Raw genomic sequence first — 19,025 nt, 5'->3', positions numbered from 1 at the left:
TCTTGTAGATATAACCATTAAAATTTTACCCTGCTAATCTTAAAGGTTTAAGCTAGGCAATGTGGCCTGTGGATATAAATTAGTAAACGTTTACTAATATTTTATATATTTACGTAATTGATTTAAAAATCTATAATGAAAGCCAACATAAAGGCAGCAGCAATACAATTGTTTAATAAGGAGGGAATGTCAAATGTTTCTATGAAACAGTTGGCAGACAACATGGGAATAAGTGCAGGTAATTTAAAGTACCATTACAATACCAAATCGGATTTGTTAGAAGCGCTATATGAAGATATGTACACGGTGACCCTTGATTATATCTTGCCTAAAAACACCTATCTAACCTTGTTTCATTTGGAAGAAATGATGGGCAAATTTGATGCGTTGCAACAAGAATATGCCTTCTTTTTTAACGATTTGGTAAACATCATTAAAACCCATCCAACTATTGCCAAGCGTTATGAGGCAGGGAATTTAGAGCGTTTTAAGGCAGCCCGTAAACTGTTAGATTATTACATAGAAACAGGAAGAATGAAAGCAACACATGGTCTCGTAGATTTTGACCAAGTGATATACGCTATTTGGATGTTGAGCACTTTTTGGCAATCTCAAAAAATCGCAATTAATAACCCCAACTATAAAGTAAACCAAACAAGTAGTATATCCTTACTATGGCAGCTCATAATTCCACATTTAACGGAAAAGGGGGTAGAAGAATACCAGCAAATGCGCCAGTTTGTTACATTACCTAATTACTAACTAAAAAAATTACCAATGAGAACTATAGATGCTTTATTATCTGAATATGCCGAAAGCCACCAAACCAAATTAAATATTAGTATACATTACATCTGCGTGCCGCTTATCTTTTTTAGCTTAATAGGGCTATTGGCTTGTATTCCGTTACCAGATACCCTAACATCGGAATTACCCACATTCTTAAGACCTTTTTCTCACGTAGGAACTTTACTGATTATTTTTGGATTGCTCTATTATCTACGCTTATCTATAGTTTTGTTTGTTGGGATGCTGTTGTTTTCTATTGGCGTACTTTGGGGCATTTATGCTATTGCACAACTAAATTTTGCACCGCTTTGGGCGCTAATGCTCGGTATTTTTGTAGTAGCTTGGATTGGTCAATTTATTGGGCACAATCATGAAGGTAAAAAGCCGTCTTTTTTAAAAGATTTACAATTTCTAATGATTGGTCCGGCATGGACCATGAGCCATTTGTTTAATGCTTTGGGAATACGATTTTAAGCGCTACAAACGCTACGTTTTAACAACTGGTATTCTCCGTTTTGTTTAAATTCTTTTAGTGTTGAACCAGAATAGCGTTTAAAGGTTTTAGAAAGATGGCTCACATCTGTAAAACCCAGCTCGTCTGCTATTTCCGTATACGTATAATCACTATTTAGAAGCCTAATTTCTACTAATTTAAGTTTGGCCTTTATAATGTATTCCCGTAAGGATAGATTCATTTGCTTCTTAAAAAATTCGCTTACATAAGTCGAAGACATATTAAAAACTGCTGCTAAATTTTCAACTTTTAAGAGAGCAGGTTTATCCAAATGTTCATTAATGTAGTTTAGCATCTTACCAATACGTTCATCGCCCAGAGAATTAGAAGTACTGTCTAAAAAGATACTTTTCTTAATATTACGCATCAATAATTCCAAAATACTGGTCATTAAGCTGGTAATAAGGTTATGGGAATCCTCAGAAAAATTACGAGACTCTTGTAAAATCATATCAACAAGATTAGTAATATACTTTCGGTCTACGTTAGAGGTGATAATATCTCCCGGTATTTGGTTGTAATTAGAAAGAATGTATGCAGCTTCTTTAAACCAAGCATTGCGGTCTATGGTTATTTTGCTAGTGGTTTTAAAAAATGCGTCAGAAAACTTAAGAAAGATAAATGTAGTAGGTTCTACTATGGTAAAAGAATGGCATTTTAACGGTGGTAGTAGAAAAATATCGCCCTTGGTGTACTTGTATTCATTGTAATTAATACACTGAGACCCGTTTCCATCTTTAATCAAAACCAACTCAAAAAAATTGTTTTTAATGGGCCGTTGTTCCCACATATCTAGTCGCACTTCTTGTATATCTAAAGGTTTTATTGCCTGTAAAACTTCCATATAACGCTATTTTGGACACAAAAATAGTTTAAAAATACCTTAAACTATTGTTAATACTATGTAACAACCTTTAAATGTACCATGCAAACCTCTTTTTGTACAAATTAAAATGATAGTTATATCCTTAATTTCGTGTCCTCAATTTTAAATAATACATTTTTCATGGATACATTTCAGATAGCAAAAGAGGACATTTTACAAGCGTTCAATTTTAGACATGCAACAAAAGAATTTGATTCGACTAAAAAAATACCAGATACAGATTTTGATTTTATTTTAGATACTGCACATTTATCGCCCAGTTCTTTTGGTTTTGAACCATGGCATTTTGTAGTGGTACAAGACAAAGATTTGCGCGAATCTTTAAAACCCTTTGCATGGGGCGCTCCTTTAAAATTAGACACGGCAAGCCACTTTGTACTCGGGTTGGCCATGAAAGCCCCCATGGTAAAGCACGATGCACAATATATAGATGATATGATGCGTAAAGTGAAGCAATTTCCAGAAGATGTGGTAGAAATGTATTCCAAATTCTATAGAGAATTTCAAGAACGCGATTTTAACTTGGACACCGATAAAAAATTATTTGACTGGTCTACGAAACAAACCTACATCGCCTTGGCAAATATGATGACATCTGCTGCCTTAGTGGGTATAGATAGTTGTCCAATAGAAGGGTTTCATCAAACAGATATAGAGCCACTATTACGAGACAAATTTGGTATTGATACCAATAAATATGGCTTAGCCTTTATGGTCGCTTTTGGCTATAGAAAAGCAAATCCTGAACGTTCTAAGGTAAGAAGGGAGAAGTCCGATATTGTGACATGGAAATAGGAATACTAAAAATGAAAAATATACTATTAGGCATTTTTGTCTTAGCGTTAACGGGTACGGCTATTGCCCAAACACCAACCACGGATACTACAAAAAGTAAAAATGAGGTAGTAACAGAAGACCAGATAAATTGGGGTTGGTTAAACCCGGCTAGGGGCGATAAAAGTCCTGCTGCAGGGCAATTATGGGGAGACCGTACCAAGAATGAACCTTCCGGTTTTCTAGTAAAATTCAAGAAAGGATTTTCTTCCCCACCGCATATTCATAATATTACCTATCGAGCAGTGGTTATTAAGGGATTGCTACATAACGATGACCCAAAGGCAGAAGAAATGTGGTTGCCCGCAGGTAGCTATTGGCAGCAGCCTGCCGGTGAAGGACACGTAACCGCTGCAGATGGAGAAGAAAATATGGCTTTTTTAGATATACAAGAAGGGCCGTATTTGGTACAACCTACAGATGAGGCTTTTGATAATGGAGAACGCCCCATTAACATGGATGAATCCAACTTAGTTTGGTTACATGCCAAGGATATGGAGTGGGTTTCTGAAAAGAGTAATGTAGAAACCGCTTTTTTATGGGGAAGTCATAATGCTGACAAGTTACGAGCAACACTATTAAAATTACCAGCAGGCTTTAAAGGACGTATCAAAAATTTAAGTCCAAACTTTAGAGCTGTGGTTATTTCTGGTAAAATAACCCATCAATTTTCTAAAAAGGATTCTAAAAATGAATTGGAAGCAGGTTCTTATTTTGGTGCAGAAGAAAACGCATCACCATTTTTAAGCACCGATGTTGAAACGGTAATTTACGTTCGTTCTAACGGCGATTTTGAAGTAAAATAATATCTAAACTTGACAAAAAAAAGGGTTTCTAGCTATACACTAGAAACCCTTTTTTAATAGGTTATTATTTAAATGGCTATTACCAAGCGCCTATAAAATGGCTTCCTTCTACGTTAACCAATTCTGCACCTTTGGTAACGGCACCAGTTTCTGTATCTACTACATAGATATTTCCGTTTTTGCCCACTGGGGCTTGTGTAAGGTAAATTTCATTACCATCTACCGCAAAGCTTTGATATTGGAATAAGTAGAAATCTGGGTCGTAAGGAATGTCTGTAAGTGTTGTTGCTGTTTTGGCATTTAAATCTACCAACGCAAAGAAGCCTTGCGCACCAGCAACACCCTCTTCAGAACCGTTATGCCTATAAGCTAATACAGCCTTACCATTTGCAGCAGGTCTCCATGCCAAAACATATGCACCTTCTACACCTAAAGCATCATCCAGATTAAAAACATAAGAATCATCATACTGGTTGTCTGCACCAATTTTTAGAATATAAGAACCATTTGGGTCACTTTGGTTGGCTTGGTATACCGCTCCATTGTACTCAAAAGAATTGATACTACGGTAACCGTTAGTGTTTCCATTGCTAATTCCTGATGTAATAATTGTAGGATTTGTTAACGATGGATAGTCTAGAACAATGGTTTTAGAACCTAGAATTTCATAATCGCTCTCTCTTTCTCCAGTTGCCGGATCTAACTTTCTAACTCGTGCTCCTATGTACAATTTGTCTCCAGCTGTGTTTAAAGTTGGCATATCTATCCTATCAATATAATAGCCGTTTGCAGCATCTTCAGCATCTAAAGTAAAGGTAGATTCTTCAAAATTAATAATAGCAGAATTTTCCAAATCTAAAGTTACTACCCCCATAGTAGAAACCGTATTTATATAAGTGTCATCTGTCTCGTCATCCGGGGTATCATTATCATCATACATATTTTCCGTAGATACATAAACAGCGGCACCCGTTTTATCGCCATCAAATAATTTAATCCATCTGGGGGCAGATCCTACATAAGGAGCAATACTTATTTCGGAACCTGTTTGTTCAAAATCTTGCCCACCATTTACCAAATATTTGGTGTAATTACCGCCAGTATCGCCTGCGTAGCTTATGTTAAAAATAGTACTTCCATCTTCAGAAGCTTGTAATCTGGCCGTTCTATTAGAGGGTACAATAAAGCCATTATCAAAAGGAGCAATAGAAACGGAAGGGTCTTTAGCATCTTCACTATCTAAAGCATAAATTAGCGTACCGCCGTTACCATCTCCAGGATTTTCTCCCATACGAGCAGCTGCAACCGTAATCCATCTGGCGTCTTCTTGGTCTGGGTCTGGGTCTGGTGTTGTTCCTGGACCATCATCCTCATTGCTACAAGCGGTAAAAAGACCGACAGTAAGTATGGCTAAAACAACTGTTTTAAAATTTAAATTAGTACGTTTCATTTTGTATAGTGTATTTGTAAGTATTAAAAATTATTTAGGTTATAGTTTAATTTTAGATAGAAAGCCCTTCCTGGTTTTTGAACAGATAGATTATCGTAAACCGGCTTATCAAATATATTTTTGGCATCAAAGCTTAAAATGATGTTCTTTTTAGGAAACATATAACTAAACCCTAAATCTTGGACCAGCTGTTCAGGAACCCTAAAGAAATCGTCTCCCGTGGTGTTAGAACCTTGAGGAACCAAATAGGAAAAATCGTCTGTGTAGTATAGGTTATAGAAAAGGTTTAATTGTGCGTTTTTCTGGATTACATTATTAAAACGATACCTGGCGCTACCGTTCATGGTTAAGAAGGGTGTGTTTGGCACATCTATCTCAGTGCCTCTATTCTCTATTTTTAAATCGAATTTGGACACGTTAAAATTTAATGCCAGATTGTTATTGTAGGTATAGCTTAATTGGGCATCAATACCCTTAGAGGTACCACTACCTTGGTTTACGTAAACAATTAGTTCATCATTCACGTTTAAAGAAGTTTCTATTGGTAGGCCAATACGGTCTTTAATGTTTCTGGTAAAAAAATTGGTGTATACAGAAAACTGATGCTTTTTGATATTGAAAGAACCAAAGCGGAACCCCACGTTTAAATTATCGCTACGCTCGGGATTAATACTAGAATTGGCGACGACGTTATCCCCATCATTGCCAAATATTTCGGTCTCATTGGGTAAACGCACGGCTTTTTCCGCAGAGGTAAGCAAGGTTACCTCTGGTAAAATAGCGTAAGACGCTGCAAATCCATAACCTTCATTAGTAGTATTATTGGTTACAACTTCTTCAACTATTGTAGAATTACCCTCTTCATCTTCTGTTATTGCTGGGTCTTTGCTAATATTTTTTTGCTGATAATACTTACCAAATAAGCTCGCTTTAAATCGATTCTCAAACGCAGAAACATCATAGGTTAATGAAAATATATTCTTGCGCAAGTCTCTTGTACCCACAAATATATTTTCTAACAAGGTGTTTAGGGCATCACTATCTTCCCTATCAATACTGCTGAAAACATGATTGAACAGCATCTTATGGTTTTTATTAAAAGCATAAGAAATTCCACTTCTTACCGAAGCCACGTTTCTTTTAATTTTTGCTAGGGTAGGACCACCTTCTTGCTGTGAGCCCCAAGTGTATTCATACTCATCTCCTCTAAAGTCTATGGCCCGCTGCCCGTTCCATGCATAGGCGGCTGCAAGCGTATCTACCACCTGTCTGTTGCGTTTACCGTAAAGTCCTATAATATTTAAATCCAAACCATTGGTAAACAAATCTTTCTTTTTATAGGTAAGATTACCCAACAAGGCATCGGACTCTAAATAACGGTCTTTGTAAGGGGTTATGGTCATAAAAGCGCCATGTTGCACCTCCTTATAATCATCTGAAGCAGTGATACCCAAAAAGAATTGGTCTGCCCAAGAAACATCTGTAAAACCAAATTGGGCAATGCCGCCCACAGAACGGTAGGCATCATTAAAGCGTTTTGCGGTAATTGGTGTTTGTACCCCGCCAAGACCTGTTACTACAACGCTACGACCAGAAACTTCATAATCATTATCAGAATAGTTTTGAAATAAGGATGCTTTAACCGTAAAACCAGAAGAGTCCATCCTATAAACGGCATTCGCGTTGGTCTGTAGGGTGTTGAACGATCCATAAGAAGCAGATACGTTTAACGTGTTTCTTGCTTGGCTGTGGAGTTCAATATTAATGGCTCCGCCAAGGGCGTCACTTGCCAAATGGCCTGGCACAACTCCCTTATACACCTGTATTTCTTTTATCAAAGAAGGCGGTATGCTATTAAGGTTAAAAGAATTACCATAAATAGATATTGGTATACCATCTATAAATATACGCACAGCACTCCCAGACAATCCGTTTAAGCTGTATTCTGCATTAGCGCCTAAACCACCATTTTGTCTAATTTTTACACCAACGGTGGTGTTCAATAGTTCATTGGTCTGTATGTTACGTATACTCGCTTCTTCCGTCTGTACCGCAGTAACAGCAAAGCCTTCAGTTTCTAAAGCAGTTTTCTTAGATTTTCCATTTACCGTAACGTTATCCAAATTATTGGTTCGTTCTACTAAGGCAAAGTCTACCGTTATATTATTCTCTTCTGCAAGAAAGGTTACATTTTGTTTTTTGTTATAATAACCTATGTAAGAAGCTTGTAATACAAAGGTGTCTTCTGTAATGTTTTCAAGTATATATTTCCCGTTAATATCTGTTTGCGTTCCTTTTTGGGTACCCATTATAACCACTGTGGCTCCAAAAAGTGGTTCGCCGTTGGCAGCACTTATTTTACCAGAAATAGTACGGTTTATTTGGGCTTGCATAAAAATGCAATTGAAAAGGGCTAGTAGGATTAAATAATAAAAACGCACGTTATTTTTATTTAGAACGATTTAAAATAATTAGGTTTGCAAAAGTAAAAGGCAACTAAAAGCAAACGATAACGCAAACGGAAGTTAAAATGACCCAAAAGGAAGTTTTATAATGGGTAAAAAGGAAAAAATGCAATTTAAAGGCACTAATGCGCCTCAATTTTTATTAAAAAAATTCGAGGAAAATGGAACACAACTTGCTTTTATTGGAGAAAATGGAATTCAAAAAAGATATCAGTTAAATGGTTGTGTCTTATTGGGTTTGTATTATCAACCCAAAGAACAGTTACGGCTCCAACTAGTACAAGAGCAAAAAGCATTAAAGTTTGTTTTTCAAGTATCTGGTAGCAATCACTTAAAATTCAACAAAAAGGTAGTTGCTGTAGAAGAGGGTTTTTATAATTTAATTGTAAACCCAGCCGGTAACCTATCTGTTAATGCAGCTGGTAAAACCATTGCTTGTTACATATTAACTATTCAATTAGCATTTATGGCCCATTTATTTGAAGATGACAATGAACTACTTTCTTCTTTAAATAAACTCTACATGTCTAACGAACTAACTACTTATTGGAAAGAGAACAAACCTTTTGATGCTGCCATTTGCAATGTTTTAAATGATTTTGATACGGTTACTTTGGAGGGCGACTTAAAAAAGGCCTATCTTCAAACCAAAACGGTTGAGCTTTTACGTTTACTATTCCATAAAAACGAAAAAAAACAGCGGCCCATAATTACAGCACGGCCACCAAAGCAATTAGACACTTTGATGGCTAAGGTAAATGCCTATTTAGCCTATAACTTGCACCGGTCCGTAACCATTCCAGAGTTGGCTCAATTTGCAGGTATAAATACCACCAAATTAAAAACCGATTTTAAAAAAGTTTACGGAAAAACCATTTTTAAACAACTAACCACACTACGTATGCAAAAGGCATACGGTTTGTTGTTGGCTAAAGAGTTGAGTATAGCGCAAATATCCCAACAGGTAGGTTATAAGAATCCGCAACATTTTACCGTAGCCTTTAAAAAATTCTACGGACACTTACCAAGTGAAATATCTTGAGCGCAATACGGCTAATCAATTTGCTAAACGGAGCCTGTTAGACCAATTGTTGTGCTTAATTTTGAAGATAAATGTAGAATCATGGAAGTAGCGAAAAGTATTAATCCGGCAACAGAAGAGCTGATTAAGGAATATCCTAGACATTCAAAAGAAGAAGTTATCTCGAAAATAAAGCAGGCTAATAATGCGTATTTAAAATGGAAAGGAGAAACCTTACCAGAGCGTTCCAAATATTTACATAGACTGGCCGATGTTCTTGAAAAGAATAAAGAAGTTTACGCAGAATTAGCTACAGATGAAATGGGTAAACTTTTAAAACAATCCCAATCCGAGATAGAGAAGTGTGCTTGGGTATGCCGTTATTATGCAGATAATGCTGAAAAATTGTTAGCTAAGGAGGAAGTTAAAACGGAAGCCACAAAAAGTTATGTTACTTTTCAGCCTTTGGGTGTGGTACTGGCCGTAATGCCATGGAACTTTCCTTTCTATCAAGTAATTCGCTTTTTGGCCCCAGCGCTAATGGCGGGTAACGCAGCTTTGTTAAAGCATGCTTCTAATGTGCAGGGTTGTGCCTATGCCATAGAAGCTGCAATGGAAAAAGCAGGTTTTCCAGAAGGTTTGTTTGCTAATCTAAATGTTGGGTCTTCCGCAATTGAGGACGTTATTGCCAACGATACCATAGTTGCAGTAACCTTAACTGGCAGTGAACCTGCTGGGCGGTCTGTAGCAAAAATAGCTGGCAAACACTTAAAAAAATCGGTATTGGAATTAGGCGGTAGTGATGCCTACATTATTTTAGATGATGTGGATTTGGATACTGCCGTGGAAACTGCGGTATTTGGTAGATTACAAAACAATGGGCAAACATGTATCGCAGCTAAACGTTTTATTGTTTTAGAAGAAGTGTATGATGCGTTTTTGGAAAAATTCACCAAACGTATGGAAAATGCCATTCTTGGAGAACCTAAGGATGAAAATTCCTTTTATGGCCCAATGGCCAGAGTGGGTTTAAGGGATGAGTTGCACCAACAAGTTTTAAAAACCGTATCGCAAGGAGGCACGTTACATTTGGGTGGTGAAGTACCGGATAGAAAAGGGGCTTATTACCCTGCAACAATTCTCACCAATTTAAAACCAGGGATGGTTGGTTTTGACGAGGAGCTTTTTGGACCGGTTGCTTCCGTAATCAAAGCAAAAAATGAAGCAGAGGCTATTAGTTTGGCAAATGCCACCAATTTTGGACTTGGGGCAGGGGTATTAACTGGTAATAAGGAGAGAGGTGAAAAAATTGCCTTACAATTAGAAGCTGGTAATGCGTTTGTAAATAAACTAGTAGCATCAGATCCTAGATTACCTTTTGGAGGAATAAAAAATAGTGGTTATGGGAGAGAATTGTCTAGTTACGGCATAAGAGAATTTACCAATACAAAAACCATTTGGGTAGATTAAGATTTTTCTAATTGTTAAAACAAAAAAAGACCGTTTACAAACGGTCTTTTTTTATTGAGGGTGTCAAAATATATTAACTCTCATAGATTACTTGGTAACCTTCCAATTTATTTTTTAAGGTCTCCATGTCTTTTACATAAGTATAGGAGGAGTTAAATACTTGTTCTGGTCTTTCGCCAATTATGTAATACTTTACATTTAAATCTGGTGCATTTAATGTTACTTGGTCAGAAATACGCATCGTTTTATTGCCTAGACTCTGTTCACCTTTTTCCAGGGACGAAACCACAATTAAATTATCCTCATTGGCATATATTTTTTCAATATCCAAATTATGGGTGGTGTCTGCAATTTCTGCTTCAACGCGTAGTGTACGTTCAGTTTTCTCGCCATAATCTTCTGGCATATCTACATCTAAGTACGGTACTTCTACCTCTTCCTCTTCCATTACTACCACTACCTTGGGTATTTCCATGGTCTTAGTGGTTGTACCTACGTTTACATCTGCCCAATCCACATCGTAAGATGGTAATTGTCCGGCTGCTGTTTCTATATCAACATCCACTTCTGGTAATTCTGCTTCTTTTTTTTGGTCTACTTTACAACTTCCTAACAAAATTGGGGTAGCTACTACTAAAGATAAAAATGTCTTTCTCATACGATCTGTTTTTATTGTTTTAATTCGCCTCAAAAGTATAAGTAGCTACCTGTAAAGTTTTGCTTTAATACGGAAAACCTTAGCGTATTTGCTAGATGTTAAACCTTGTATAACCTGAATTAGCTAAAAGTTTGTGTCCTAGTTTAAAGAGTCAAACCAATGTGTAAATGAACTAACGTCTAATTGTAAATAATCTCAACTTTGTTTTGAACAAAAAAAATAACACTATGTCAGTTTTTGAAAAGAATACAGAAGAAAAATTAAACGGTCTTTTAGCTAGGGCCTATGATGCAGAGCAAGGATTTACCAAAGCTGCAAATCAAGTAGAAAGTAAAGCTTTACAACGTCTATTTGAACAGAAAGCCAATGAGCGCAATCAGTTTAAAGCCGAATTGGAGCATGAACTTACAGCCAAGGGAATGGACGTGACCAAATATACCGGTTCCTTTAAAGGAGCAGTACATAGAGCGTGGATGGATACCAAAGCGTTGTTCTCCAATGCGGATGAAGAGGCTATGCTAGAAGAAGTTAGAAATGGCGAAAAAGTAGCCTTAGAAGATTATGAGGACGTACTGAAGGAAACAACGTTACCAGCAAGTACAATTAACGTGTTGACCAATCAAAAAAATAAAATTGAACAAAGCTATAATCGTGCAAATTATTTAGAGAATGCGTTCTAAAAATATTATTTTGTGAAGGAGAAAAGACCGTCTGTGATAGGGCGGTTTTTTTTATGTTGTATACTTGCCTATAAATTAAGTTAGCGGTTGTCAACTAAATACTCTTTTTAGAGATATAGTAGGTATTGCTATATTAAACCTGAGAAACAGTTTTAAGTGGGTTTATAAATTTAGTTGGATGGAATAATCAATATGGATAAAGTGTAGATATTCTTGCGGTTAAGTTTCACTACGCTTTTTATAGTAGTGAACGTATTATACCAGGTCCAATTAGTATTAAGAATTTAATTGGCTGTCTTAAAGTTACTATGAAGCATGGATTAATTTGCCCAAAAGCAAACCAGATTATTCAAATTATTCCCTTAGTATTTATGCTATTTCAGAATAACTGGCTTCTAATGTTTTGGTAGTTGTCTTACTGAATTGATTTTTAGTAGCTAAAAAGGATTCTAAAGCATTTATTCCGTTTAAAATGCTTACGCTGTTTTTATCTACTGCAACAATATCCTGTTCTTTAATGTAAATCTTATCACGTAGGGCCGCTTCAATTTCTTGCCAGATAATTGGTAAAATAGGCTCTTTGGCTAAATTTATAAGTCTTACTTTTCCGCCACTAACTTTTTCTTCCAATGCTTTAATCTCAAAAGAATCATTAGAATGGAACAATATAATTTTCTGCTGATTAAATGATAAAAAACCCATATCCTAATTATTTAAATACGGCACAAATTCCTTCTTTTTAGTAATACTTATTAGCGCAAAAGCCAAATTTGGGTGCTCATTTGCGTTTTTATAATAAGAAGCAAATGAGTTAACTATTTGGTTAATAGGGCTAAAGTGGTTTATCTATTTGCTACAAATTTGTAAGTGTAAAAAAGAAATTGCTTGAAAGAGAATAAATAGAGAATACAGTTTTTTGGTTAGTTTGGTTTGAAAAAGATTGCACAACACTTCCGTGCAATCTTTTTTTTATGAAAGCCTTTCTCTTAAAATTCTTAAAGCTTAAACAAAATTTGTATCTTAATACAGATGTGTAAGAAAATTAAACAACATCATAGAAGTAACGAGAATAACAATAGGTTGAGTTCAGGTATAATTTCATATATCGTTTATTATAACGATAATTTTGTTTAACCTTTTACTTTTGTTTATTTAGTTTTACTTAGCGTTAAACATTTTTTCTGTTAAAATCAGAATCTTGTTTATAGTTTTGTTCTAAGTTTACAAAAGCGTGTAGCTAATTTAGTGTGTATGACATTACATCTTAAATACGACCTATCACAGACCTATAAATCTGTAATAGAGTTTGTCTTAAAGAATTTAAGTATTGATTATTATTTGGTGAATCTAAATGAAATAAGATTAAAAGAAGCATTGGACTTAGCACAGAAAGTAGAGTTACAAGAACAATTGAGTTTATTCAACATTTCTATTGTAGATGATCAAAAGCTAAGTCTAGTACAACGGGTTAAGCTTTTAATTAATTTTTATTTAGAACATAAAGAGGTACAAACAAAAAATGTAAGCGATTATTTGTCAGAAGAATTGGATTACTCTTATGCCTATTTGTCTAGTTTATTTTCAGAGGCAACCTATTCTTCCATAGAAAGTTTTATAATCTTAAGAAGGGTAGAAATGGCAAAGGATCTATTACTAAAAACAGATAAATCATTAACAGAAATAGCATTCGATTTAAATTATAGTAGCGTAGCACATTTATCAAGTCAATTTAAAAAGACCACTGGTTTAACACCATCGGCCTTTCAAAGAATTATTCAAAAAAGAAATAGTATTAATCCTAATTAACCACCACGATGTTACAGGACAGATTACGAATTAATTTAACAGATGACGATGTAGACGATCGTTTGTTTTTTGAAGAGGCCATTAACGACCTTAAAATGAATACGGAATTAACTACTTTCTGTCATGGCGCGGAACTTATGGAGTTTTTAAACGCTAATTTGGCCAACAAACCAGATTTAATATTCCTAGATTTAAACATGCCCATTATGAATGGTATGGAATGTCTACAGCAAATAAAATCCTCACCCTTGCTAAAAGATATTGTAGTGGCTATTTACTCTACATCTTCATCAGAAAAAGACATTGAAGATACGTTTATAAAAGGTGCAGACATTTATTTGACCAAACCTAGTTCTTTTACTGAGTTAAAGAACGCCATACAACGGGTACTAAAAATGAATTGGCAATACCATACTTCTTCTTTAAATAAAGAAAACTTTCTTTTAAGGGTCTAAATTATGCCAAATAGAGCGTTACAACGTTCCAATAAGGCTTCTACATTTGCAATGTTGGTTGCATTTGCTGTCTTATTGGCCGTTTTTATTTTTTCTTACAACAGGTATTTTAAATTGGATAGTGATCGGGCAAAATCGTCTGCACAATTTAAAGAACAAATTAAGGCAGAGAAGCTTTTTAATACCTATAACGAGCTACAAATTGCCCAGTTACAATCTTCTTTTGTAAAGGAAAAGGTACCTGTTTTGCAATTTCAGGCTTTGTTAGATAGTTGTCAACGAATTATATCGGATCTAGAAATAGATTTCAAGGATAACCCAACACAAATAAATCATTTGTCTAGGTTGCAAGGCCAACAAGATAGTTTGCTCAAAGCCTATACCAAATTAGATTTAGTTGTAAGCGCTGAAAACAGTAATAGTTTAGATGTGCGGCGTATTTTTAAAGAGATGAATACCATTTTATCTTCTATAGACGCCACTAAAGACAAAATAATAGCAGAACAGCAACGCAACGTTACACAAAGCGAAGAGAAGGTAAAACAAAGCAACCGTATCTATGCCATTCTATTTTTTGCCGCCGGTTTTATATCCTTATTAATTTCTATTCTGGCGTTTACGCGTATTATAAAAGATAACAAACACATTGTAAATACAACCGAATTTTTAGAAAGTGTGCTAGAGGCTACAGAAGAAATTGCCAATCTTTATTTGCCAGTATACAATGAAAATGGGGAGGTTATAGATTTTAAAATTGAATATGCGAGTAAAGCCAATGAAAATATCACCAATTTTAAAGCAGAAAAATTGCGGGGAGTCTTAGTTTCCAAAGCGTTCCCCTTTTTAAAAACTACAGGAGAACTAGATCGTCTAATCAATTGTTTTAATGAACAAGTACCAGCTAACGATATTCTAGATTTTAAAATATTTAAAGAGCAACGCTACTTCTGGGTAAGGTATTTCCCCTCTAAAAACAATGTAAAGGTATTGGTATCAGACGTTACGGAAAATAAGATGTATGCCGCAAACCTAGAACGATTGAATACCGAATTGGAAATGAGCAACTCCCTTCTTAACGAAGCGGAGAAAATTGCATCTATGGGTAGTTACATTTGGAATTTGGATAAAGACCAAAGTGTACTTTCTGATAACGTATACCGTATTTTAGGTTATAAAAAGGAAGACATGGATATGTCTGCCGAGAAATTTAAAATGTTTGTGCATGAGGATGATTTGGCGGAGTATGAAGAGCACGTACAAAACGCGTTTGACTTAAAAAAGCCGTTAGATTTTAACTTTAGGGGCATTAAAAAATCGGGTAAAGAGATTCACTTGTATACACATGGCGTTTTTGATGATACTCAAGAAGAAAGGGTAATGATTGGTGTAATCCAAGATATTAGTAAGCAAGTGCGTTTAAATAAACGCCTATTAAACCAAAATAATAGCCTTCTAAAAAAGAATACAGAACTTGAATCTTTTAATAGGGTAGCCAGTCACGATTTGCAAGAACCCTTACGTAAGGTACAGATGTACTTATCTAGAATTTTAGAGGGAAATCAAGAAGAAGCGCTACCGGAACGCAAATTGGCTTATGTAAATAGAGCCATGGATGCTTGTTCGCGTATGCGTGTTCTTATAAACAATTTACTTTCTTTTTCCAGAATCGATAAAAGGGGAGAGGTGTTTGAAAAAGTAGATTTAAACGATGTATTAACTGGTCTAATAAATGATTATTCCATAAAATTAGAAGAAACCAATTCTGAAATCATTCTGGGAGAATTGCCAGTTGTAAGAGGTATTCCCTTTCAACTAGAACAGTTGTTTAGCAATCTTATAAGTAACGCTATTAAATATAGGGTAAAGGAACGTGGCGTTACCATTAAGATAGAATCAGACTTTATTCAACAAGAAGTTGCTATGAACGATGGTCTAATAGTTACCACAGATTATCATCTAATTACCGTAGCGGATAATGGTATGGGCTTTGACAATGATAAGCGAGAAAAAATATTTGATATTTTTCAGCGCTTACACCAAAAGCACCAATACACAGGTACAGGAATTGGATTGGCTATTTGCAGAAAAATTGTGGGCAAACATAGGGGTAAAATTTACGCTTCCAGTACCCTAGGTCAGGGGGCCACCTTTACTATAGAATTACCAGTCACATCTTAATAAAATGTTAACAAGAATTCTTTCTTAACATAATTTTAGCATACTTTAAGACCAATCTAAAAATCTTATAACACAAGCTAAAAATTGTGTAATGCTTTTTGCTTTTACTTAAACGATTTTTACAACATCGAATTTTAAGAAAAAGAAAAGTCATGAAAAATCAACCTTCCAATACATCAAGATTGTTCGCCCGAGTAGGGAGGACTATCGAAAAATCCAAATACTTTCCGCAACCTACAATTCCCGTGGTAAAAAACCAATTAGTAGAAAAAAGTCATTAACCTTTAAAAACAACAGTATGAATACCTTCACAATACATTCAAATACGCTTAACAAAGGATTATTAGAACTTAAGGAACAATTAAACGCCGAAGCTGTTTCCAATTTTAAGGAAAAGCAACTTACCTTTAATAATGTGCTTGGAAAAGGGCAAATAGTAGGTGTAGCTTTAAAGGGAAGAATCAACTATTTAGAATTCAATGTTACCTTTAAAGAAGATACTCAAGTATTATTGGGTACAGAAACCCAAAATTCACTCTTTTTTGCTTACTGTGTAGATGGTAGTTTAAGCCATAAATTTAGTGAGCATAGTGAGACTATTGTTTTGGAGCCATTCCAAACAGCTATCATGGCAAATAGTATTTCTCCTATCAACGTTTTGGAGTTTAAAGCAAATGAACCAACCAATGTAAGTATTATTGGTGTTTATGGTATGCAAGAGGCAGATAATCCTGAAACCATAAAATATCAATTAAAGGAGACTTTTATAAAAGACAAGAAAGAGGACTATCGTTTTGTAGGGTCTTATAATTTAAAGATTGCGGATAGTATTAGACAACTAAACAACCTTAAGATGAATGGTATGGTTAGGGCGCTAATGACCGAAGGCTTGGTGCATATCATATTGGCCATGGAAATACAGCAACACCAAAGAGACAGTCTATTAAAAGACGAAGCGCTTGGTTCTTTAAATAGTAGAGATCGTAAAATGGTAAAAGAAGTTTCGGATTTTATTCAAAATTATCCAGAAACCAACAAAACAGTGGTGGATTTGGCTTCTAAGGTAGGTATTTCGCCAGCGAAACTTCAAGAAGGTTTCCGATTGATGCACAAAACTACGGTTAACGATTTTATAAGAAACGAACGAATTAATAAGGCTGAGATGCTTTTAAAAACAACAGATTTTACCATCTCCGAAATTGTTTATACCATTGGTTTTAGCAGTAGAAGTTATTTCTCTAAAATATTCAAAGAAAAATACAACTGTTCTCCTGTGGAATATAAATCAAAAATTAAAATGGCGGTAACCACTTAATACATTATTTTTTAATTACTTAAACCAGTCAACCGTTTATCTTTTAGGTAAGCGGTTTTTTCTTTTCTCTAATTATCAAATTCGAATAAATGGCATAAAAAAAGGACTCATAATTGAGTCCTTTTTTTGGATATATAAGTAATTAAGTGAGTGTTCCTATTTATTTACCATAAAGGCGTGTATTACACCAGGCAACCATGCCAGGGCCGTTAGCAAGATGCTAATAAGCAGGGTTAATCCAATTCCATGTTTTAACCCTACTGCCAATGGCGGTAAAAATATGTTTAAGAGTATTGTTATTAATGACATTCTTGTGTAAAAATTAATCGGTTTAGTATGCCTCAAATTTAGAGTTAGCCGTATTTAAGTATGAACGCATTTAAAAAATAGCTTAACTCAATCCATTAATCCAAGTCCGTGGTAATTTTATAACCAATAGGCTTAAAAGAACCGCCATTGCTATCCTTGGCGCTGCATGCGGTCAAGGCTACAATTAGGTTTTTCATGGCTTTAAAAATTATCTTATCTCCTTTATTGGATATAGGGGCTTCCACAGAAACGGCCCCGTGATTACTGATTTTAACATTCATGAACACATTAAAAGCGGTTGGTATGGCATCGCTTTGAATACCAAATGGCCTCAAATTTTTATATAAATTATCTCTACAGCTAAATTGTGTATCATGGTCTTTGTACATTATTTCAAATGTTTCTTTACTGCAAGGTGCCAGTAGAAAATCGTGTACGCCAACATCGTCTTTCACAATTTCTAAAAGCTTATTGCTGCGGTTGCTCCATATAAAGTTACCTTTAGTAAATCGAATGGTTTCCTCAAAATCTATTGATTTTCCCGACGAAATATATTCACCGGTATCTTCTGCATTAAAGACCACCATATCAGAAACCTGTTGGCCATTAATGTCTATTACCGTTAAGTACTGCCCTTTATGTAATAAAAAGGCAGTACCGGTTCTGGGTGCTATTCTATTCATCAATTAAATTTTATGAAACGGACATTTCCAATTGGCTCCATTATTTCTACCAGAATATTGTAGGGCCTCACTGGCCGTACCAAAATCTTTCAATACTGGATTTATACTACCGTTTTTATCTAAATCTCGTTGTCTAATGGTATCCCTTACATTGTCATATAGACCTTGCCTACGTAATTCTTCAAACTGCCAATGTAGATTAAAGGCCAGCATTACATAAGGGCTCTTTCTGGCATTTCTAGAACTAGATGGGTGCATGCCTACAATGTAAAATGCTTTTCCTTTGATACTGAAGCTAAAATTCGGGTCGTTCGGATTACTGGATACGCTGGGGTCCCAGGGCTCATTGTCTTGTAAGTGAATGTTTTGTAGCAATTGCCATAAAGCGTTTTCAAATTCTTCTTCATTATTAAATCCATTTAAAGGGAATACGGCCAAAAAAGACTCGAATTTATTCGTATTAAAATCATAATTGTTCAAATAATCTTCTAAATGCTTAAGTAACTTACCTGCAGTACTATTTTTGCGCATATCGTCATAAAGGTGGTAGGTCATTTTATCCAGTTTATGTACGGTCTGTGCCATAATACAAGGATGGTCTTCCTTTACTAAAAAATCTTCTAATCTATCCTCAAATTTCTCTCTGGATAAGAAACTCGTACAAGGCGTAATTTCGTTTTCAATAAGTGTCATAGCGTTATTTTTA

At 35.2% G+C, this 19,025-nt stretch carries 19 protein-coding genes; 11 read left to right on the top strand and 8 right to left on the bottom strand.

Annotated features, from left to right (window positions below; all coding sequences use genetic code 11):
- Positions 1-135 precede the first annotated feature (135 nt).
- Together BUL40_RS05135 and BUL40_RS05130 are read left to right on the top strand one after the other, a co-directional pair.
- Positions 136-762, top strand: a complete 627-nt coding sequence (locus BUL40_RS05135) for a TetR/AcrR family transcriptional regulator (protein WP_080318349.1) — start codon at positions 136-138, stop codon at positions 760-762.
- A gap of 15 nt (positions 763-777) precedes the next feature.
- A complete protein-coding gene (locus BUL40_RS05130) occupies positions 778-1,263 on the top strand; it encodes an Mpo1 family 2-hydroxy fatty acid dioxygenase (RefSeq protein WP_080318348.1) in 486 nt (161 codons plus the stop codon).
- On the opposite strand, the gene BUL40_RS05125 is transcribed toward BUL40_RS05130, so the two are convergent.
- Positions 1,260-2,147, bottom strand: coding sequence for an AraC family transcriptional regulator (locus BUL40_RS05125; protein WP_080318347.1), 888 nt, complete (start codon positions 2,145-2,147; stop codon positions 1,260-1,262). The two genes, BUL40_RS05130 and BUL40_RS05125, sit on opposite strands and share 4 nt — an antisense overlap.
- A gap of 162 nt (positions 2,148-2,309) precedes the next feature.
- Here BUL40_RS05125 and BUL40_RS05120 point away from each other — a divergent pair, with 162 nt between their 5' ends.
- Entirely contained in the window at positions 2,310-2,984 is a 675-nt protein-coding gene (locus tag BUL40_RS05120; protein ID WP_080318346.1) for an NAD(P)H-dependent oxidoreductase, read from the top strand.
- An 11-nt stretch (positions 2,985-2,995) separates the two neighbouring features.
- A complete protein-coding gene (locus BUL40_RS05115; protein WP_176465450.1) occupies positions 2,996-3,829 on the top strand; it encodes a DUF4437 domain-containing protein in 834 nt (277 codons plus the stop codon).
- Between the two features lie 79 nt (positions 3,830-3,908).
- Here BUL40_RS05115 and BUL40_RS05110 read toward each other — a convergent pair whose 3' ends face one another.
- Positions 3,909-5,279 carry a hypothetical protein gene (locus BUL40_RS05110; protein ID WP_080318344.1) on the bottom strand — a complete coding sequence of 457 codons (1,371 nt, stop codon included), beginning with the start codon at positions 5,277-5,279 and terminating at the stop codon, positions 3,909-3,911.
- Between the two features lie 23 nt (positions 5,280-5,302).
- Complete coding sequence (locus tag BUL40_RS05105) at positions 5,303-7,672, bottom strand: TonB-dependent receptor (RefSeq protein ID WP_080318343.1); 2,370 nt, start codon at positions 7,670-7,672, stop codon at positions 5,303-5,305.
- Between the two features lie 160 nt (positions 7,673-7,832).
- Here BUL40_RS05105 and BUL40_RS05100 point away from each other — a divergent pair, with 160 nt between their 5' ends.
- Together BUL40_RS05100 and BUL40_RS05095 are read left to right on the top strand one after the other, a co-directional pair.
- Positions 7,833-8,786 (top strand): helix-turn-helix domain-containing protein, encoded by a 954-nt coding sequence (locus tag BUL40_RS05100; protein WP_080318342.1) that lies wholly within the window; start codon positions 7,833-7,835, stop codon positions 8,784-8,786.
- 81 nt (positions 8,787-8,867) lie between these two features.
- Positions 8,868-10,235: an NAD-dependent succinate-semialdehyde dehydrogenase gene (locus BUL40_RS05095; RefSeq protein ID WP_080318341.1), complete on the top strand. Its 1,368-nt coding sequence runs from the start codon at positions 8,868-8,870 to the stop codon at positions 10,233-10,235.
- Between the two features lie 73 nt (positions 10,236-10,308).
- Here the strand turns inward: BUL40_RS05095 and BUL40_RS05090 are convergent, their stop codons facing one another.
- Positions 10,309-10,893, bottom strand: coding sequence for a hypothetical protein (locus BUL40_RS05090; RefSeq protein WP_080318340.1), 585 nt, complete (start codon positions 10,891-10,893; stop codon positions 10,309-10,311).
- Between the two features lie 227 nt (positions 10,894-11,120).
- Here BUL40_RS05090 and BUL40_RS05085 point away from each other — a divergent pair, with 227 nt between their 5' ends.
- Positions 11,121-11,573: a ferritin-like domain-containing protein gene (locus BUL40_RS05085; protein ID WP_080318339.1), complete on the top strand. Its 453-nt coding sequence runs from the start codon at positions 11,121-11,123 to the stop codon at positions 11,571-11,573.
- Between the two features lie 369 nt (positions 11,574-11,942).
- On the opposite strand, the gene BUL40_RS05080 is transcribed toward BUL40_RS05085, so the two are convergent.
- The gene (locus BUL40_RS05080; RefSeq protein WP_080318338.1) at positions 11,943-12,275 is read right to left on the bottom strand and encodes a hypothetical protein; all 333 of its coding nucleotides are present in this window, start codon (positions 12,273-12,275) and stop codon (positions 11,943-11,945) included.
- A gap of 549 nt (positions 12,276-12,824) precedes the next feature.
- Here BUL40_RS05080 and BUL40_RS05075 point away from each other — a divergent pair.
- The 4 genes from BUL40_RS05075 to BUL40_RS05060 all read left to right on the top strand — a co-directional run bounded on the left by BUL40_RS05075 (position 12,825) and on the right by BUL40_RS05060 (position 17,327).
- Positions 12,825-13,379, top strand: coding sequence for a helix-turn-helix domain-containing protein (locus BUL40_RS05075; protein WP_010516758.1), 555 nt, complete (start codon positions 12,825-12,827; stop codon positions 13,377-13,379).
- A gap of 8 nt (positions 13,380-13,387) precedes the next feature.
- Positions 13,388-13,834: a response regulator gene (locus tag BUL40_RS05070; protein WP_010516760.1), complete on the top strand. Its 447-nt coding sequence runs from the start codon at positions 13,388-13,390 to the stop codon at positions 13,832-13,834.
- Between the two features lie 3 nt (positions 13,835-13,837).
- Positions 13,838-16,012 carry a sensor histidine kinase gene (locus tag BUL40_RS05065; RefSeq protein ID WP_080318337.1) on the top strand — a complete coding sequence of 725 codons (2,175 nt, stop codon included), beginning with the start codon at positions 13,838-13,840 and terminating at the stop codon, positions 16,010-16,012.
- Positions 16,013-16,310: 298 nt separating this feature from the next.
- Entirely contained in the window at positions 16,311-17,327 is a 1,017-nt protein-coding gene (locus BUL40_RS05060; RefSeq protein WP_080318336.1) for a helix-turn-helix domain-containing protein, read from the top strand.
- Positions 17,328-17,483: 156 nt separating this feature from the next.
- Here the strand turns inward: BUL40_RS05060 and BUL40_RS05055 are convergent, their stop codons facing one another.
- From BUL40_RS05055 to gntA, 3 genes are all read right to left on the bottom strand, one after another.
- Positions 17,484-17,636 (bottom strand): YqaE/Pmp3 family membrane protein, encoded by a 153-nt coding sequence (locus BUL40_RS05055; RefSeq protein WP_010516766.1) that lies wholly within the window; start codon positions 17,634-17,636, stop codon positions 17,484-17,486.
- Between the two features lie 95 nt (positions 17,637-17,731).
- Positions 17,732-18,319: a DUF1989 domain-containing protein gene (locus BUL40_RS05050; RefSeq protein ID WP_080318335.1), complete on the bottom strand. Its 588-nt coding sequence runs from the start codon at positions 18,317-18,319 to the stop codon at positions 17,732-17,734.
- 3 nt (positions 18,320-18,322) lie between these two features.
- On the bottom strand, positions 18,323-19,012 hold the full coding sequence (gene gntA / locus BUL40_RS05045) for a guanitoxin biosynthesis heme-dependent pre-guanitoxin N-hydroxylase GntA (protein ID WP_080318334.1): 690 nt from the start codon (positions 19,010-19,012) through the stop codon (positions 18,323-18,325).
- Positions 19,013-19,025 lie beyond the last annotated feature (13 nt).

The organism is Croceivirga radicis, from assembly GCF_002072105.2.
Classification (GTDB): Bacteria; Bacteroidota; Bacteroidia; order Flavobacteriales; family Flavobacteriaceae; genus Croceivirga; species Croceivirga radicis.
This window is presented reverse-complemented; position numbering and strand designations above follow the sequence as displayed.

Coding starts and splice junctions, on each gene's coding strand:
- BUL40_RS05065 (WP_080318337.1), top strand. CDS start 13,838: ATGCCAAATAGAGCGTTACAACGTTCCAATAAGGCTTCTACATTTGCA.
- BUL40_RS05125 (WP_080318347.1), bottom strand. CDS start 2,147: ATGGAAGTTTTACAGGCAATAAAACCTTTAGATATACAAGAAGTGCGA.
- BUL40_RS05075 (WP_010516758.1), top strand. CDS start 12,825: ATGACATTACATCTTAAATACGACCTATCACAGACCTATAAATCTGTA.
- BUL40_RS05080 (WP_080318338.1), bottom strand. CDS start 12,275: ATGGGTTTTTTATCATTTAATCAGCAGAAAATTATATTGTTCCATTCT.
- BUL40_RS05090 (WP_080318340.1), bottom strand. CDS start 10,893: ATGAGAAAGACATTTTTATCTTTAGTAGTAGCTACCCCAATTTTGTTA.
- BUL40_RS05120 (WP_080318346.1), top strand. CDS start 2,310: ATGGATACATTTCAGATAGCAAAAGAGGACATTTTACAAGCGTTCAAT.
- BUL40_RS05060 (WP_080318336.1), top strand. CDS start 16,311: ATGAATACCTTCACAATACATTCAAATACGCTTAACAAAGGATTATTA.
- BUL40_RS05070 (WP_010516760.1), top strand. CDS start 13,388: ATGTTACAGGACAGATTACGAATTAATTTAACAGATGACGATGTAGAC.
- BUL40_RS05105 (WP_080318343.1), bottom strand. CDS start 7,672: ATGCAAGCCCAAATAAACCGTACTATTTCTGGTAAAATAAGTGCTGCC.
- BUL40_RS05085 (WP_080318339.1), top strand. CDS start 11,121: ATGTCAGTTTTTGAAAAGAATACAGAAGAAAAATTAAACGGTCTTTTA.
- BUL40_RS05100 (WP_080318342.1), top strand. CDS start 7,833: ATGGGTAAAAAGGAAAAAATGCAATTTAAAGGCACTAATGCGCCTCAA.
- BUL40_RS05050 (WP_080318335.1), bottom strand. CDS start 18,319: ATGAATAGAATAGCACCCAGAACCGGTACTGCCTTTTTATTACATAAA.
- BUL40_RS05130 (WP_080318348.1), top strand. CDS start 778: ATGAGAACTATAGATGCTTTATTATCTGAATATGCCGAAAGCCACCAA.
- BUL40_RS05135 (WP_080318349.1), top strand. CDS start 136: ATGAAAGCCAACATAAAGGCAGCAGCAATACAATTGTTTAATAAGGAG.
- gntA (WP_080318334.1), bottom strand. CDS start 19,012: ATGACACTTATTGAAAACGAAATTACGCCTTGTACGAGTTTCTTATCC.
- BUL40_RS05110 (WP_080318344.1), bottom strand. CDS start 5,279: ATGAAACGTACTAATTTAAATTTTAAAACAGTTGTTTTAGCCATACTT.
- BUL40_RS05095 (WP_080318341.1), top strand. CDS start 8,868: ATGGAAGTAGCGAAAAGTATTAATCCGGCAACAGAAGAGCTGATTAAG.
- BUL40_RS05055 (WP_010516766.1), bottom strand. CDS start 17,636: ATGTCATTAATAACAATACTCTTAAACATATTTTTACCGCCATTGGCA.
- BUL40_RS05115 (WP_176465450.1), top strand. CDS start 2,996: ATGAAAAATATACTATTAGGCATTTTTGTCTTAGCGTTAACGGGTACG.